At 43.3% G+C, this 16,522-nt stretch carries 10 protein-coding genes; 7 read left to right on the top strand and 3 right to left on the bottom strand.

Translation table 11 applies throughout. The features are described 5' to 3' along the window. Nucleotides 1-23 precede the first annotated feature (23 nt). Together AC060N_RS11500 and AC060N_RS11495 are read left to right on the top strand one after the other, a co-directional pair. The gene (locus AC060N_RS11500) at nt 24-461 is read left to right on the top strand and encodes an alanyl-tRNA editing protein (protein ID WP_106542642.1); all 438 of its coding nucleotides are present in this window, start codon (nt 24-26) and stop codon (nt 459-461) included. Between the two features lie 179 nt (nt 462-640). After that, the gene (locus AC060N_RS11495) at nt 641-2,005 is read left to right on the top strand and encodes an SPOR domain-containing protein (RefSeq protein WP_479523928.1); all 1,365 of its coding nucleotides are present in this window, start codon (nt 641-643) and stop codon (nt 2,003-2,005) included. A 193-nt stretch (nt 2,006-2,198) separates the two neighbouring features. Here the strand turns inward: AC060N_RS11495 and AC060N_RS11490 are convergent, their stop codons facing one another. Both AC060N_RS11490 and AC060N_RS11485 read right to left on the bottom strand, forming a co-directional pair. Continuing rightward, nucleotides 2,199-3,371, bottom strand: a complete 1,173-nt coding sequence (locus AC060N_RS11490; RefSeq protein ID WP_479523927.1) for a T9SS type A sorting domain-containing protein — start codon at nt 3,369-3,371, stop codon at nt 2,199-2,201. Continuing rightward, a complete protein-coding gene (locus AC060N_RS11485) occupies nt 3,371-5,449 on the bottom strand; it encodes an autotransporter outer membrane beta-barrel domain-containing protein (protein WP_479523926.1) in 2,079 nt (692 codons plus the stop codon). Before AC060N_RS11485 ends, AC060N_RS11490 begins: the two co-directional genes overlap by 1 nt. 402 nt (nt 5,450-5,851) lie before the next feature. Between AC060N_RS11485 and AC060N_RS11480 the strand changes: the two genes are divergently transcribed. The 5 genes from AC060N_RS11480 (at nt 5,852) to AC060N_RS11460 (ending at nt 15,899) form a co-directional block, all read left to right on the top strand. Further along, the gene (locus tag AC060N_RS11480) at nt 5,852-9,199 is read left to right on the top strand and encodes a UvrD-helicase domain-containing protein (RefSeq protein WP_479523925.1); all 3,348 of its coding nucleotides are present in this window, start codon (nt 5,852-5,854) and stop codon (nt 9,197-9,199) included. 47 nt (nt 9,200-9,246) lie between these two features. Beyond that, nucleotides 9,247-9,741: a PaaI family thioesterase gene (locus AC060N_RS11475; protein WP_479523924.1), complete on the top strand. Its 495-nt coding sequence runs from the start codon at nt 9,247-9,249 to the stop codon at nt 9,739-9,741. 288 nt (nt 9,742-10,029) lie between these two features. Further along, on the top strand, nt 10,030-12,705 hold the full coding sequence (locus tag AC060N_RS11470; RefSeq protein WP_479523923.1) for an alpha-L-rhamnosidase-related protein: 2,676 nt from the start codon (nt 10,030-10,032) through the stop codon (nt 12,703-12,705). Between the two features lie 48 nt (nt 12,706-12,753). Continuing rightward, nucleotides 12,754-13,629: an alpha/beta hydrolase gene (locus AC060N_RS11465; RefSeq protein WP_479523922.1), complete on the top strand. Its 876-nt coding sequence runs from the start codon at nt 12,754-12,756 to the stop codon at nt 13,627-13,629. Nucleotides 13,630-13,820: 191 nt separating this feature from the next. Beyond that, the gene (locus AC060N_RS11460; protein ID WP_479523921.1) at nt 13,821-15,899 is read left to right on the top strand and encodes a tetratricopeptide repeat-containing sensor histidine kinase; all 2,079 of its coding nucleotides are present in this window, start codon (nt 13,821-13,823) and stop codon (nt 15,897-15,899) included. Between the two features lie 11 nt (nt 15,900-15,910). Here AC060N_RS11460 and AC060N_RS11455 read toward each other — a convergent pair whose 3' ends face one another. Beyond that, entirely contained in the window at nt 15,911-16,519 is a 609-nt protein-coding gene (locus tag AC060N_RS11455) for a LysO family transporter (RefSeq protein ID WP_479523920.1), read from the bottom strand. Between the last annotated feature and the right edge of the window lie 3 nt (nt 16,520-16,522).

Raw genomic sequence — 16,522 nt, 5'->3', positions numbered from 1 at the left:
TTTTGTTTTAAATAGACTAACTAATGAAAGATTACGATCACCGGATGCATACGGCCGAGCATATTCTGAATCAGACAATGATGCGCATGTTTGGTTGTAACCGGGCTTTTGCCAGTCACATAGAGCGCCGGAAATCGAAATGTGATTACCGGTTTAACCGGCCGCTCACCACGGATGAAGAAAAAGATCTTGAACTTCGGGTGAATGAGGTTATTGCCTGGAATTTGGCAGTAGCATACGAAATGGTCACATACGATGAGGCGGCGGAGCGCTATAACCTGGATAGATTGCCGGATGAAGCCATTGATGAGGAACATTTGCGCATTGTGCATGTTGGCGAATACGATGCCTGCCCCTGTATTGGTGACCATGTTAATGAGACAAACGAAATCGGTACGTTCCATTTAATCTCGACGTCTTTCGACGATGGTGTGCTTCGGGTTCGGTTTAAACTCAGTTAACGAATGTGTTCGTTTTCAATTTGTACTTTCCTGAAACGTGATAAGTCGCTTGTATTTGTTGATAATATTTTTCATTAAATTAAGAAATGGGGTTCAAATTTTTTAAATTTGGTTCAGACCCTTAATAAATATTGAGAAGAAACCATTTTACGTTGTTATTGCAACTAACCTTGATAAAAATGAGAAGACACTTTACTCTGCCGGGATTACTTCGTGCCACGATGATGCTTTTATTGATTTCTGTTTCTGTCGGTGCGGCTGCCCAGGAGCAGGACAGTACGCAGGCAAAACCAGAAAAGTATCATATCAGTCAACCCTGGTCTTTTTACATTAACGGAGGAGCCACCAATTATTTTAAAGCGATAAATAATGAATTGGATCCTTACTTCAATGCCTATTTTAATGAAATCACTCCGTTTGTGGGAGCAGGGATTCAACGGAAAATAAATGATGTATTTTCTATCGAAACTGAATATGAGTTTGGTTTTGCCCGTGCAATTGGCAATGATTATTCTTACTATCACGATATCAATCTGAACGGATTAATCAATTTTACCAACCTGCAGGCCAAAGATGTTTCGCAAAAGCGATATGCGTTTTATGGCAAAGTAGGAGGTGGCGTCAATTTATTCGAGCCTTCTCCAAACATTGTTAAGCCTAAGGATAAATACAAGATTTCGTATCAGGTTGGTTTGCTGTTCGATTATAACCTGACGCATCACATGGGATTCCGTTTGGGAGCATCCTGGCGCGGACTGGATTCTCAGTATTATGAAGGTGGAAACGATAAAGATTACAAGTGGTTGAGAAATCCAAATTACCTGGTCGGTGAAGTCGGTATTGTATACAAATTCGGAAAGAGAAGAGGAGAGAAGACAGCCGAGGATATGCTTGATTTAGATAAGAAATTTGGTTTGAAGGAGGTTCCACTCGCTGTGAATTCGGAGAAGAAACTCTTACCCGGACACGAATATCATTTGGATATCAAAATTCAGAAAGGTGATTTGAGTACGCCGGGAATGTTGAATATTCCACTGCCAAAAGGCATATATGCCTGGGATGATTCGACAAAGAGTTACACCAAAACAGATATTCATGTCGATTATCCGCAATTGCCCAAAGGTTCAACCATGATGTTGAGCTATAAGATTCTTCCGCTGAAAGATTATAACGGGGCTCAACAGATTGATGGGCATTTCGGCTTTTACCGCACCGGCGACGATAATGTAAAAATAAGTGGTCATTTATATAAAGATGCTGTTTATCGTTTTGCTGTCCAGGTTGGCGCTTTTGCCCAATATCATTACACTGCCGAAGAATTGGCAAGAATTCTTCATTTGACGGAGCCAATCAAGAGCGAAGAGCAGGACGGTTACCTGAAATTTACGTTGGGAACCTTCGATACTTATCCGGAGGCTGAGGCTTTCAAGAAACGCATCCGAAGGGATACGAAGATAAAAGATGCCTTTGTAGTAGGATATAAAAACGGTGTTCGCTTACGTTCCATTTCTGGTGAGTTCCACGGAGTGTACGATGATAATTAATAATTAAGCTATATTGATTTCAGTCATAAGGTTGCAAACAGCAATCCAGAAGTCCAGGGAGAAAGAACTGAGACTCTGCCTGAATCGAAAGGATAAATCAGAAAATACATCATAGAAAAAGGGTGATTTCCAGTGGAAATCACCCTTTCTTTCTTGAATATTTGCCTTTTTATTCGATAAAACAAGTCTCTTATTATCGTATGACGATTTTACGTGTAACAATTTTATTCGAGAAGAAAATCTTCACAAAATACACTCCCTTGGGCGAGTTGGTAAAGTCGTACTCATGAATACCCTGATCGATTTGGCCGGAGTATAATAGCTGACCAGCCATGTTGGTGAATTGCATATCCATCATTCCTTCGGCCGGAGCAATGACTTTAATGGAGAATGCGCCATTATTTGGGTTCGGGAAAACAATCACATCGGAGAAGTCAGATGTACCCAAATCGCCGGCGGTGAATTTCCCAAAATCACTGGTCGTGAAGGTGAAACTGTGTGTCACTGGATTGAGCTCACCATCGAAGCGTGGCCACATTTGTCCGTTATTCTCAAAAAAGCGCATGGCGTAAATTTGAGTTGAATCACCAAAAACTTCTTCCGGTGCATAGTGAAATGTGAGGTCGGCTTTTGGATTATCTACTCCGCTTACCTGCACATCCCAGTATTTTTCCAAGTAGTTTTGCGGACTGGTATTAGCGTCCAGTTTTTCCGGTTTAACCGAAAGCATAACAATGCTACTGCTGTAAAAAGTACCCGATTCCCAGGCAACATCTACCGGAGAATAATGCACGCCTTTTGATGTACTTCCTACCGGGAAAGTAATATCCTCTTGCTGCGTCAAACTTTTAATCATTCGCCCGGTTCCCGAAGTGATGATCATTGACTGATCTCCCGGTGTTCCGGAAGTAACCGCATTGGAGTAAAGGACTAAATCCTGGTCACCGACATCGAGATATCCTTGTTGAAAATTCAAATCGTTGATAATACGAACATTGGTTTGCAGAAGCGTTGTCCCTGTTCCGTTAAGCTCCAGGTTGTATACCAGAAACGGGTTGGATGAATTGCTGCTGATAACCTGTGTTCCAGTTCCCGTCAAAATCAGGTATCCTTCGGATATACGGAACAGATTGTCGGAATGATTAATGATGTCACCCGAAATGCTGAGATTTCCGTTTAACTGAATTTTGGGAGCGATATTATTGGACGGCTCACTAAGCATGGAACCCTGTATATTCACGTCAGCGCCTTTGGTAATCACAATCTGTGCACCACTGTTATGAAAAACAGCTTGCTGTGCATCTGCTTGTGTTCTCACAAGAAGTGAACAGGCAAAGAGGAGTGTTATGTAGATGAGTCGACTCATTACTGAATAACGAATTTCCGGATTGCGTAAAACTGGTATTTGCTTGATTTCAATTGACCTGCAGTGATAGCTGTTCCGGTTGAACCATCGAATGCTACGGCTTTAGATGCATCAACTTCTGTTGAAGTCCAGTAATACGCAGACTGGATAAATCCTGAAGGCAATTGGGCTTGTGCTGCATACAATAAAGCCATTTCCTCTTGAGATGGCAGATACCAATCAGTTTTTAGTTCGTACGTATAGCTTGCACAGAATGGTGCAGCATAGGTGGTATTACTTGCCAGAGCTGTATTGATCAGTGATGTATTGGATGATCCGTCAATGCTAGTTGCACCAATCATCTGGTCGATCGGTCCCCATTCAAGGCCATTAAATACCTGTTCTGCGACAACATAAACCTCATTGGTCGAGTTGTTGATATAGAAGATAATACCACCTTCCAGCTTATTTCCAACTTTGATTTCGGCAGGTCTGCCGGTATAGGTCATCCAGTGAGAACCGTTGTAATAAAGCGGTTGATGCAGTGAAGTACAGTAAACCATCAAACCTTCAGCGGGTGATGCTATGGCGTCAATCTGTGCCAGCGTCATTCGTGGAGGAAGAAAACCCTGAGTAGTGGAATTTACTTCCATAATGGCTGATGCTTCAGGCTGAGTTGTTGCTCCGACCGTCACTTTACCATCTGTAGATATTTTGTTAAAGCCGCTAACGGACTTGTCACTTCCTGCAACGATCGCCTTATTCGCTTCAACGGTACCGGCAGCGCCGAAATCAGCACTGGAAACCGAATTGTTTTCCAATGTCTGTACACGAGTGTCCAAACTAGAAATATTAGACTGATTGGTTTGAGCTGTTGTAGTAACTGCTGTTACAGCCTGATCGAGCAAAACGTCAGCGTTATTCAGGTCCGTTGCACTGGTGATAACGTTAGTTCCGGCGTTGGCAGTATAGCTGCCGTCAGTTCCTAATCCAGCGCCGACTTGAGTATTATCCAACTCGGCTTGAATGTTTGTAGCCTGTTGCTGTACATTAGCTACATCTTGAGAGAGTTGTGATACATTCTGATTGTTGGTTTGGACATCCGCCATTACTGAGCTGATAGCCTGGTCCAACAGATTATCAGCGTTGTTCAAACTTGTGGCAGTTCCAATATAAGTTGCGCCACTGTTAGCTGAATAGGTTCCGTCGGCATTTAAACCGGCTCCGGCTTCAACCGCGTCTATTTCAGTTTGTGTAGATGTATTAGAAGCAAGATTGCTGACCTGTGTCTGCAGGTTCGAAATATCAGATGTGTTGGTTGTAACCTGTGTACTTAAATTTGAAATATCAGAAGTGTTATTTGCAACTTGTGGGCTTAGATTTGAAATATCGGATGTATTAGTTGCAATCGCATTTGTATTGTTTGTAACCCGTGTGTTTAAGTTGACAAGGGCTGCACTGTTTGTCGCGGTGGAATTGGTAACCGTAGTCAATTGATTATCCAACAGTGAATCTGCTTCATTCAGTGAAGTTGCTGTCGAAATATAGGTAGCAGTCGGATGATTAAGATAAGCACCGTCGGTTTCGTTTAATCCGGCTCCCTGTCGGGTTGCAATAATATTTACCATATAATTGGCATTGGTACCGGGTTGTTGGGCTATCGCCTGGAAAAGAACGTCTATATCGTATAAGCTTTTATCCAAAATAGAATCGGCGCTGTCATACGATGTCGCGCTTCCGATGTAATGAGCGGAAGTCTGAGGAACATATTCCGTCGACGAAATACTTTTCCAATCAGCAGCAGCAGCATCCCAATAATATAAACCAATGTTGGGGTAAAGCGCCGAAGCTGTTTTGTTCCAAACTAACAATCCTGTCGGTTTTGTTCCAACAACCGGATCATCGGGAGCAACCAGGTCTACACGGGGGATAAGCAGACCTTTGGTATTGGAATAAATATCCAGAACTGCTGTTGAGTCCGGACTATGAGGTTCATCACTTACTGAAACATTTTGAGCCACAGTGATACCGGGGGTGAAAAATAGAAGTAACCCGAACAACAACAAGTAAGTTACTTTCTCAGAATTTAGGATTTTCATGCTTCCGTATTTGTGAATTGGGTTAGTCAAACTGCGAAACTTCTCGAATTTTGAGCTTGCTAACATAACATTTTTTTGGTAATTCAGAATTACCCTTTGCCTTTAATAACGTACCATAATGTCAAAAATTATGTAATTATGACTCGATTTAGCAAAAAGCAAGATTTAATACGTTAGCTGTTGGATACAATTAAATAAGTTCAGTAGTCATAACCTCAGTTGTTTCGCGGTTTGCAGAGAAATGAGTAGTCCTAAAATGGATAAATGGGAGAAGTGTAAAAAAATTTTTAGGAGATGTTTTCTACTTTTACAGAAGAGAACTAAAAGTTGTCATTCTTCATGAAGAATAATGGTTTTGAGGACAGTTTGAATACTTAGATGAAGCAAAATTCTATTGAGATAATGTCTAATTTGAAAATATATAAAGCTTCGGCCGGTTCAGGAAAAACGTTTCAGATAACACGCGAATATCTGAAGCTCATTTTTCAGGAACCGACAGCGTACCGGCATATTTTGGCCGTAACGTTTACCAATAAAGCTACGGCCGAAATGAAGGGGAGGATACTTAGTGAACTCTATCTGCTGGCTAGCGGACAACCTTCGCAGCACCTGGATACGTTGACGACTGTTTCCGGAAAGACGGAAGAAGCTATTCGAAAAAACGCTAATCAAATCTTAAAATCGGTTTTGCATGATTACTCGCGTTTTTCTGTCAGCACCATCGATAGTTTCTTTCAGCGGGTAGTACGCGCTTTTACACGGGAAATCAGGCTGCATGCCTCGTTTCGAACCGAATTGGATCACCGGGCAATTTTAGAAGAAGCGGTGGAACGTTTGTTTCTCGGTATTGATGATAACGAACTGCTTCGGGAGTGGTTCCTTGATTTTGCCGATCAGACACTGCAAGTCGGTCAGAACTGGAATTTTAAACAGCATATTCTCGAGAGGGGAAGTGAAATCTTCGGTGAAGCGTTCCGAACATTCGATGAAGAACTGATTACCCGAATGGAAGACAAGGAATTTTTGGCTGATTATGGAAAGAAGCTAAAGAAGATCACCGAGGAGTTTGATGAGCGAATGGCAGACATCGGCCGGAAAGGGATCGCTTTGATGACCCGTCATAGTTTGAGGCCGGAGTCCTTCAAATATGGCAAAACTTCATTTGCTTCTTATTTTCCAAAATTAACGGAAGGGAAATACGAACCTGGTGCGCGGGTCTTAAAGGCCGTTGACAATCTGGATGATTGGTCGACCAAAACGACAGAGTCGGCGGTGAAGAATGCCATCGATGCTGCTTATGATGAAGGATTGAACAGTCTGCTGAAAGAAGCTTTGCAATATTATAGGGATGAGTTTCCAAAAGTGGAATCGGCAAACGCCGTTCTTCCCAACCTGTATACATTAGGTGTTTTAACCGATTTGGCTTCCAAAGTCAAAGAAATATCGCTGGAAAAAAATATTCTCATATTGAGTGATACTGCTCAGTTATTGAACAAGGTAATAGCAGGTAGCGATACACCCTTTGTTTATGAGAAGATGGGCTCGGTTTACCAGCATTTTATGCTTGACGAATTCCAGGATACGTCGCGAATGCAATGGCATAACCTGAATCCGCTGGTGGAGAACTCCCTGGCGGAAGGCGGACAGAATATGGTGGTGGGCGATGTGAAGCAGTCAATTTACCGTTGGCGAAATGGTGACTGGAATCTTCTGGCTAATCAGTTGGAACACGATTTTAGACACTATGGGCTCGATAAAGTAACACTTGACACCAACTGGCGAAGCACCAAAAATGTTATCGACTTTAATAACATTGTCTTTCGGCAGGCCGCTGAATTTCTGCAGGAGGATGTTAACACTCAACTGGAATCTGCTGGTAATATTCTTGAGAGTAAAGGAGATTTTGAAAATTTGATAGCTAAAGCCTACGCCGATCATTTTCAGAAGTGCGCCAGAAGTAAAGGTGATGACGGATATGTGCGCATCGACTTAATGGAGAATGAAGGAAACAAGGAAGATTTTCGGCAAATGGCCATCGAAAAAACGATTTCGGACATTGAGAAAATGCAGGAGCTTGGCTATGAGCCCGGCGATATGGCTATCCTCGTCCGGAATAAAAGGGAAGGTGCAGAAATAGCCCGGGCTTTGCTGGAAAAAAAGCTGGCCAATCCTGATACATCTTACAGTTACGACGTAATTTCAAATGACTCTCTGTTTGTAGGCAATGCTGCTACCGTGAAGTTCGTTTTGAATTATTTTCATATTCTGGCCGGGCCGAAAAATAAAATTCGGGAAGCGGAGATGATACACGAATTTTTCTATTATCTGCTTCCTTCTATGTCTCAACAAGAGCAGGCATTGTTGAAAAACGAAGGAAAACCACAGCTGGATTTATTCGGAGCGTCCAATTCGAATCAGGATGATATGGCTGATTGGTATTTCGATTACATGAATAACATGCCGGCACTGTTTAAGCCCTGGCTGGGAGATGAAGAAAGCGTTGCTTTGAAGAATGAACTGAGGGGATTGCCGCTGTACAACCTGGCCGAGAGATTGATTCGTGAGTTTCGTTTGAATGCTATTTCAGGAGAATGGCCCTATTTACAGGCTTTCCTTGATATTTTGCTGGATTATACACGGACTGAATCTGCCGATATCAACTCATTTATCGATTGGTGGGAGAGTACCGGGGTTAGTAAAACGATTAGTGTAGCGGAAGAGCAGAATGCCATTCGGGTTTTGACGATTCATAAATCGAAGGGACTGGAGTTCCCCGTGGTTTTCATTCCGTTTTGTGACTGGCCGGTTTATCCCGACCCTAAGCACGCTCCGCATTTGTGGTGTAAACCTAAAAGTGAGCCCTTGAACGAACTGGCACTCGTTCCGGTGAAGTATAAAAAGAATCTGACCAATTCTTTGTTTGCAGAAGAGTACTTTACCGAGATGTTGTATAGTGCGGTCGACAACCTCAATTTGCTTTATGTGGCGTTTACCCGTCCCAGAAATGTTTTGGTTGTTTATGGAGCGTATAATCCCAAACTAACGAAAGGAGTGGGGAATTCGATGTCAGGACTACTGCAGCGTATTTTCGAAAACCCGCCGTTGCTCGATTCGGAAGACCGGCAACACTACATCGATATTACCGATTTTTGGAACATGGAAAGCAAGTCTTTCGAGTTAGGAGCACTCCAACCATCCACACAGGAGAAGTCAACTACAGATTCGTTCGCACTAACTAATTTTCAGTTAGGCGGAAAAGGCGATAGTTTGAAAATCCGGTTACACAGCCAGGATTACTTTGAAATAAAGCCCAGTAATAAGTTGGAGAAAGTGAACTATGGGCAATTGATGCACGAGATTTTTGAAAACATCATCACGGCAAAAGATATAGACAAAGCGTTGAATCGGATGTTGTTCGAAGGAAAGATCGAACAAGCCGAATTGGAGCAACTAAAAAGTGAGATTACTGAGAAGCTGGAAGACGATGTCGTTCATTCGTGGTTTGATGGTAGTTGGAAAGTTCTTGCCGAGCGCGATATCCTTAGGGGCAAAGAGCGGACCCATCGTCCCGACAGGGTAATGATGAAAGAGAACCAGTTGGTCGTAGTTGATTATAAGACCGGAAGCGAGAATGAAAAGAACCGGAAACAAGTAGCAGGCTATCTGACGGATATTCGTAAAATGGGATACACCCAAACGAAGGGATACGTATGGTATATTCAGGAAAATAAACTGGTGGAAGTTGATTGAATTTCCTACAAAAAATTGAACGTTAAAATAAAACTCATGATACAGATATGAAAAAAATTGTCAACCCATACGCGAAGGATACTTCCGGCGAATACCATTGTTTCGGCTGTTCACCGAGCAACCCGATTGGTTTGAAGATGCACTTTCACGAAGTGGAAGAAGGTGAAGTGATGTCGAAATGGATTCCTGAAAAGAAGTATGAGGGCTACCTCAATGTTCTGCATGGTGGAATTCAGGCAACCATGCTGGACGAAATTGCCAGCTGGGTGGTTTACACGCAATGTGGAACAGCCGGTGTCACCGCATCGATGGAAGTAAAGTATCAGCAACCGGTGCTGATTGATCAGGGGGAAATCACGTTGAAGGCGAAATTGGTAGACCAGAACCGGAGGTTGGCTACCATTCATGCACAAATTATCAATCACGAGGGAAAGGTTGGCAGTGAAGGTACCATCAGGTATTTCCTTTTTCCGGTTGAAAAGGCAAAGGAATCGATGAACTATCCCGGCAAGGAAGCCTTCTTTGAGGATAAGGAGAAGTAGCTGTTTTAAGGAATTTTAGGAAAACTTTTATCGGCTTAACACCTTTATCGACCATCTTTGTAAGTAAAGAGAGGAAAAAAATTTTTTCATACATTTTGGTCAGGCTTGGTTAAAAGAGGAAGGGAATTGCAGGCAGCAGTTCCCTTATTTTTTGCTGTCTGTTTTAATGGTTGAATTCCCGAAAATATTCTTGTCCCGCTCTTCTTTTTGATTGTTGGTGTTCATTACCTTTGTGATTAGGTTATTACCGAAAAAATGGTGTAATTATAACGAAGAAAAAATAGCGTTGTGAAAAAGGGGTTTTTGCTTTTTATCACGATGATTTTGCTGGCGGGCTGTCATCGGGGAAACAGGCTGCTTTATAAAGCAGAGAATTATAAAGTTTACGGTAATCGCGTCGTACAGGGCAAGTACAAGGCTAAAGTTATTTCGCCTACGAAAATGACATCCGATTACCAGAGCCCGGCCAATGAGAATTTCCCTAATTTCATTGAATTCAAGTTTGCGGTAAACGGAAAAGATAACGAGTTGCCGGTAGGGGTGAACCATACTTTTTTGTTGACTCCCGACAAAAAAGGCGTGGTTAAGCTGCCCATGATTGAATTTGGCCAGAAAGGCAAGGATGAGACGCAATCGAATCCAACAGGTAATTTGTCTGCCAACACCAAAATGGAAATCAGGCTCGATGCGCGAAACCTGATGAAGGATTTCAACGAGAAAGGATTTCATGAATTTTCGAATGGTAGTCGCATTTACAAGGATGATTTTAAAGGGATTTTTATTGCCGGAAATTTGTCTCCGTTAAGCTGGGATTTTGATAATCTGGCAACACGGAAGCAATTTCAACTAACCGACCCGGATGGCGACGGTATCTACACCATCACGGTAGTAATGAATCCTTACGAACCGGAAAATTTTACGGCAAAGAAATGGAGTCTTGAAAATGATATTTCCGGATATCCTCAGTTGCATTCCGATATTCCCCTGGTCGATGCCATGTATAACCTGTCGCTCGACGAGACGGTAAAGGATATCGAGTCTGACGGGACTTTCCGGACCGGTGAATCGTGGCCGGGCGTCTGGACGCGCGATGTGAGTTACAGTATTATTTTGGCGTATGCCTATCTCGAGCCAGAAGTAGCTAAAACCAGTTTGATGCGAAAAGTCAAAAACGGCCGGATTATTCAGGACACCGGAACAGGAGGTGCGTGGCCTGTGTCTTCCGATCGGAGCATTTGGGCAACAGCTGCATGGGAAATTTATAAAGTGACTGGTGATCAGGAATGGCTGAAAACGATTTATCCGATTATTAAGAACAGCGTTGACGATGATATTAAAACTTTGTTGAATAACCGGAATCATCTGATGATGGGCGAATCTTCATTTCTCGATTGGCGCAAACAGACTTATCCTATTTGGATGAATGGTGTGGACATTTCCCAGTCGCGATGTCTCGGAACCAATGCAGTGCACTATCATACGCTGACGCTTCTTTCCCGCATGGCAACGATGATGGGTGATACAACGAATCACTATGGGCAGCTGGCTGATTCCATCAAAGCGGATATGAATAGCCAACTATGGATTCCTGAAAGAGGATATTATGGCCAGTATCTTTATGGTCGGAATAATTTCTCACTTTCGACCAGAAGTGAAGCGCTCGGGGAAGCATTATCCGTTCTGTTTGGAGTAGCTGATACGGCCCGGGTGCGGTCTATTTTAGAAAAAACTCCTGTTGTTGAGTATGGAGTCCCAACGATTTACCCGCAAATACCCGGAATTCCTCCGTACCACAACAACAGCATCTGGCCGTTTGTCCAAGCTTACTGGAACTGGGCGAATGCCCGTTTCGGGAATATGGCTGGGGTAGAGCAGGGCCTTGCAGCACTTTACAGGCCGGCAGCGCTTTTCCTGACCAACAAAGAAAATATGGTGGCCGGAAATGGTGATTTCAGAGATACACAGGTTAATTCTAACCGACAGCTGTGGAGCATTGCCGGCAATCTGGCGACGGTTTACCGTATTTTCCTGGGAATGAATTTTCAGGTAGACGGGATAAAGTTTACTCCCGTTGTTCCCAAAGCCTACCGGGGAAATTTCGAAGTGTCGAATTTCCGCTACAGGAATATGGATCTTTCCATTAAAGTCAAAGGTTTTGGCGACGAAATCAGCCATTTTTCCATCGATGGAAAAGATAGCAAAGAGCATTTCCTGCCGGGAAACCTGAGTGGGAAGCATCAGGTTGTCATCGAGATGAACAATAAGATTCAACATGAGGGACGCATCAATCTCGTTACCAATCGGTTTTCACCGGCTGCACCAACGCAGGTGAAACTGAACGGAGAGTATCTCACCTGGCGACCGGTAAAAGGAGCAGATAGCTACACCGTTTATCGGAATGGTAAATTCTTCCAGATGGTTAGTGATACTTCCGTGCGAATTCCATTAACAACGCGGTTGGCAGAATACCAGGTAGAAACGCGCGGAAAGGCGGACAACTCATTTTTGAGCCATCCGGTCGACGTAATTTCGCCGCGAAGGGTAGTTAAAGTTGAGGCCGAAGCAGTCGCATCAAAATCATCGCTTGACTATCATGGTTACAGCGGAAATGGTTTTGTAGAGCTAACGAAAAGTAAAAACCGGAAACTGGTTTTTCACTTTACCGTAAACCACACCGGAAAATATACCATCGATTTCAGGTATTCAAACGGTTCCGGACCGGATAATACCGATAATAAATGTGCTATTCGTTCGGTAAACGTCGATAATCATTTTGCAGGTGTAGCGGTTTTCGCGCAACGAGGAAAAGACGAATGGTCGAACTGGGGCTGGAGCAATCCGATTCAGGTAGAATTGAAAGCCGGCAAAAATACGTTGACGCTTTCGCTGGAAGATTTCAATGAAAATATGAATGGAGAAGTCAACAAGGCCATGCTCGATTATATGCGGGTGCGTCCTCTGTAAAGGAGACAATAATTTCAGGCATCATAAACTAAAATTAAATCATAATCAATGAAGAAGTTGTTGCTATTACTGGTGTTGCTGGCATTTCAGGTTGCAGCATTTGCTCAGCAAGGCACTGTAGTGGAGAGTCTCTCGATGAAAAGTGACCTCCTGAACCGTGATGTGAAATATTCCATTTACCTGCCGCCGGGCTATGATGATTCACAACGGGATTATCCGGTTCTTTATCTTTTACATGGATACTCCGATGACGAAACCGGCTGGATTCAGTTTGGCGAGGTAAATCGGATAGCTGACGAAGCCATTGACAGCGGTTCGTGTTCGCCGATGATCATCGTTATGCCGGATGCCAAAGTGACGTGGTATTGCAACGACTATCAGGGAAAAGACCCGTATGAGGATATGTTCATCAAAGAGTTTATCCCGTTTATCGAATCGCAGTACCGAATTCGCTCCAAAAAGGAATTCAGAGCGGTTGCAGGACTATCGATGGGCGGCTATGGAGCTCTGATGTATGCCATGAAGTATAATGATCTGTTTTCTTCGTGTGTCGCGTTCTCTTCCGGAACCTTCACCGATAAGGAGATTGTAAATATGCCCGATAAGAATTACACCATGTTCTTTGGCGATATCTTTGGAAAAAACCTGGAAGGCCAGGCGCGTATCAGTAAAAACTGGATTGAGCATAGTCCGCTGCATCTGGCTAAAGATATTCCGGCTGAAAAACTTCGCTCGGTAAGGTATTACATCGATTGCGGCGACGACGATTTCCTGTATAAAGGAAATTCAGCGCTGCACGTATTATTGCGCGATTTGAAAATTCCGCACGAATACCGCGTTCGCGACGGCTCGCACAGTTGGACATACTGGCGTACCGGATTACCTGCCGGACTGAAATTCATTAGTGAGTCTTTCCATCGATAGAGAAAAATGTTAACATGATACAGCCGCTGATTAGTCGTAACAACTTCAGCGGCTTTTTTTGCTTTGTTGTCAGGCGTTTATTTTCTGTTAATTATTATTAAATTTGAGAAGATCGGACTGCCCATCTTCCATAAATTCTTACCGCTCAACAGGTAACCATTTGATAGAGAGCAGGATTAAATGTTAGAGCAATGAAGGTGAACCTATTAACAGGAATGTTGATGTTCCTCTTCCTGATATTGGGAGGAGAGAAGCTTTATGCCGACGGCGATGCAAAAAAAGATTTGCCCGAGCTGACGGATAAATCAGCACTGACCGACCGGGATAAGATTGACATGTTATTGAATTCGTGTGATGAAAATCTTTATTCCGATCCGCAGACAGTTAGGTTGCAGCTTCCCGGAATTTTGAGTTATGCCACGCGTGTAGGTTACGAAAAAGGAATTGCCGATGCCAGGCAGTACTACGGTATTCTGTATCAGCAGGACGGCGAATTAAGTCAGGCAATGTCCTCATATGAAGCGGCTTTAGCGATTTACGAAAAAATTGGTGATGAGCGTGGTGCGGCACATGCACACAATAACATCGGACTTATTTTTCACCGAAAAGGACAATATGTAAAAGCACTGCAGAATTACCAGGCAGCACTGAATTACTACGATACACATCACATTATCCATCCGCTGATAACGACTTTAACCAACATTGCCAGTGCTTACATCACCATTGGATTGATAAACGAAGCTGAAGACTATAATAAGCGCGCCCTGGATTTAGCTGAAAAAAATGGATTCAAAGACAAGCTGGCAACCAGTTTGGTTAACATGGGAGTTATCTCGTCGAAACGGCACAAACTGCTAAATGCCAAACAGTATTATACCCGGGCCCTTAACGTATACGATGAATTAGATAATCAACGAGGTGTTGCCAACTGCTTGTTAAACATTGGGGTCATTCTTCAAAAGCAGGGCGAAATGCCGAAAGCATTTGAACATACTCTTCAGGCAATGTCCTTATTCAAAGAGATGAACGATCACAGCCGGATTTCTCAGTGTATCAATAATATTGGCGTTATTCTTGAAAAAGTAGGTTCCTACGAAAAAGCAATTAATTATTATTCGGCTGCTCTCAAGATTGTTGGTGACATGGGCGTGAGTAACGAAGTAGCCCGGATTTACAAGAATTTGTCGAAGGCATATGCCGGTTTGGAGAACTATAAAGAAGCGCTTTATTATCATGAAAAGTACAAGTCGTACAGTGACTCAGTTATCAGTCTTGCGAAGTCGCAGCAAATTGCCGAGTTGCAGACCAAATACGAGACTCAGAAGAAAGAGCAGCTGATTGAACTTCAGCAAGCTAAATTGGAAAGGCAAAAACTGTTGGGAAATACGTTGCTGGGACTAACTATTTCTATCCTTCTCGTTGCCGGATTGATTATTTACGCGTACGTTCAGAAGCGTTTGGATAACGAGAAAATTACGCAACAGAATACTGAGATTGCCCGGCAAAATGAAAAGCTGGCGATGCAAAAAAATACGCTCGAGGAACTGAACCAAACCAAAGACAAACTTTTCTCAGTTATTGGTCACGACCTGAGGGGGCCGATCGCCAATATGCGCTCGATTTTCGATATGGTTCTGGAAGATGAGTTCACTGACAGGAAAGAGCTCTTCGATGTGATGAAAGTGCTGCGCGACAAAACCTGCGACACACACAATTTGCTGGAGAATCTGCTCTATTGGTCTCGTTCGCAACAGGGAAGAATAACACCCAATCACGGAGTGGTTGACCTGAGCGAATTAGTTGAGGATTCACTCGATTTGATTAAGGCGGATGCAAAAGTAAAAGGCATCGACATGGAAATTAAAATGGAAGGCGCTGTGCTCTCGTATTGCGATGCGGATATGATAAATCTGGTACTGCGAAACCTGCTCAGCAACGCCATTAAATTTACGCCGTCAGGTGGCCGCATTATTCTGGAAATAGAGCAGAATGACCAGAATATTAAGGTAGCTGTAAGAGATACCGGCGTTGGTATTCCGAAAGAAAATATTCCCAAGTTATTCGATAAAGAAACCTATTTCACGACCTATGGAACAAACAAGGAGAAAGGCTCTGGTCTGGGCCTGAATCTCTGCCGTGAATTTGTGGAAGCCAATAGCGGAAACATTGCTGTCGATAGTCAGCAGGGAAAAGGCTCGGTATTCTACTTTACCTTGCCATTGGCCGGTTCACGTCAGTTGGCCGACAAACAGTTCTCCGACGTTTAATTCTCCAAAACTTACAGGCTGGTGTGCAGAATGAATGTAATGATTACCGGCACCAATATCGTCAAAGCAATTCCGCTGAAAAGCGATATGATTGCATAATCTTTTCCTGAATAGCGGGTAATAATTGGCAAGGTTGTATCCATTGCAGTAGCGCCACCGCTCATAATGCCGGCCAGTTTTCCAAAATACTTGACAAGCAAAGGTGTCAGCAACAACGTAGCTACTTCGCGGATGATATTTGAAAGCAAGGCCATCACGCCAAGTGTTTCGCCATGCATTTGTGTAATGAAAATACTGGACAGGCTGTAATAGCCGTAGCCGGCACCAACGGCCATAGCTTCTCTGATAGTTAAGTTGGGAAGAAACAGCGAAACAATCGTAACCCCGATGGCTGTTCCTACCATGACTCCCAGCGGCACCAGGAAGATTTTTATATTGATGGTTTGGATAACCTTCCACGATTTACGGTCGGCGCCAATGCCAATTCCCACCAGAAACATCAGAATGTACAATGCATACATGCTGAAATCGGTTTTTAGCAGAAACTCGGGAAGTGAATCTGTAACACCCAAAATAACTCCCAGAGCGAAGAAAGAAAGAATGATAAGACTGCCTTTCATGGT

Source organism: Prolixibacter sp. DSM 2831, from assembly GCF_056493735.1.
Note: the sequence above shows the minus strand (reverse complement) of the source record. Positions and strands in the feature narration are given on the sequence as shown.

Excerpts from the sequence above, each read along its gene's own strand:
- AC060N_RS11500 (WP_106542642.1), top strand. The coding sequence starts at position 24 with ATGAAAGATTACGATCACCGGATGCATACGGCCGAGCATATTCTGAAT.
- AC060N_RS11495 (WP_479523928.1), top strand. The coding sequence starts at position 641 with ATGAGAAGACACTTTACTCTGCCGGGATTACTTCGTGCCACGATGATG.
- AC060N_RS11490 (WP_479523927.1), bottom strand. The coding sequence starts at position 3,371 with ATGAGTCGACTCATCTACATAACACTCCTCTTTGCCTGTTCACTTCTT.
- AC060N_RS11485 (WP_479523926.1), bottom strand. The coding sequence starts at position 5,449 with ATGAAAATCCTAAATTCTGAGAAAGTAACTTACTTGTTGTTGTTCGGG.
- AC060N_RS11480 (WP_479523925.1), top strand. The coding sequence starts at position 5,852 with ATGTCTAATTTGAAAATATATAAAGCTTCGGCCGGTTCAGGAAAAACG.
- AC060N_RS11475 (WP_479523924.1), top strand. The coding sequence starts at position 9,247 with ATGAAAAAAATTGTCAACCCATACGCGAAGGATACTTCCGGCGAATAC.
- AC060N_RS11465 (WP_479523922.1), top strand. The coding sequence starts at position 12,754 with ATGAAGAAGTTGTTGCTATTACTGGTGTTGCTGGCATTTCAGGTTGCA.
- AC060N_RS11460 (WP_479523921.1), top strand. The coding sequence starts at position 13,821 with ATGAAGGTGAACCTATTAACAGGAATGTTGATGTTCCTCTTCCTGATA.
- AC060N_RS11455 (WP_479523920.1), bottom strand. The coding sequence starts at position 16,519 with ATGAAAGGCAGTCTTATCATTCTTTCTTTCTTCGCTCTGGGAGTTATT.